This is a genomic window from Streptomyces flavofungini (assembly GCF_041028215.1).
Taxonomy (GTDB): Bacteria; Actinomycetota; Actinomycetes; order Streptomycetales; family Streptomycetaceae; genus Streptomyces; species Streptomyces flavofungini_B.
Genome location: NZ_JASKYR010001467.1, coordinates 1 through 854, shown reverse-complemented (window position 1 = coordinate 854; position 854 = coordinate 1). Strand labels below are relative to the sequence as shown.

General features: G+C 76.5%; 1 pseudogene. It reads right to left on the bottom strand.

The window, feature by feature from the left end:
- A pseudogene (locus AB8Z36_RS41675) lies at positions 1–854 on the bottom strand (hypothetical protein); the annotation flags it as partial.

Sequence of the window (854 nt, the reverse complement as noted above, 5' to 3'; positions counted from 1 at the left end):
CTCCATCTCCCAGGCGGCGCCGGGCAGGCCGCCCGATTCCGTGCCGACGAGGTAGCCGATGCCGAGGCGCCCCGCGTCGGAGGCCAGCTCGGCGAGCTTGACGGCGTCGTCACCGCTCGGCTCGGCGGCGAGCAGCACCAGGTGCGGGGCCCAGCGGGTGTGCTGGGCGGGTCCGGTGCGGCCGGTGAGCACGGAGTCGTGCCCGGCGGCGCCGAGCGCGCCGCGCCGCTGCCGGGTCTCGGCCTCCATGGTCTCCAGGAGGGCGTCCACGTCCTCCAGGTGCCGCAGCCGGCTGGGCGCGAGCGGCGTGAGGTCCTGGCCGAAGCCGACGAGGGTGATGGTCATCCGGTCCGACCAGCCGTTGGTGGCGAGTTCGGCGGCGACCGAGGCGAAGACGGCGGCGCGGTCGGCGGCGGCGCCGCTCAGCGAGACGATGCCCGGCACGGACTCCAGGTTGAGCAGGAGCCGGGAGTCGTCGAGGGTGCCGAGGCTGACCAGGCCCGGGTAGGGCGCCGCGGTGTCCACGTCCTCGTACCGCTCGGCGTCGGTGCGGGCGAGGACCCAGAACGTCTCGTCCTGCCCGGGCTGCCAGGGCGCGGGCGGGCGTCCGGCGGGCGTGGCGAGCTGGAGGTGCAGATCGCCGTTGCTCAGCCAGGCCGCGTACACGGTCGGCAGGGCGCGGTTCTCCTCGGCGAGCGCGGCGGCGAGGCCGCGCAGGGAGAGGTCGAGCAGGCGTACGCCGTCGGGGTCGGCGCCCACGAGGAGCGCGTCCTGCACATCGGCGGCGTCCCCGGTCGGCGTCGGGAGCTGCACGCTCCGGCCGGTGACCGCGCCCATGGCGGACTGCCACAGGG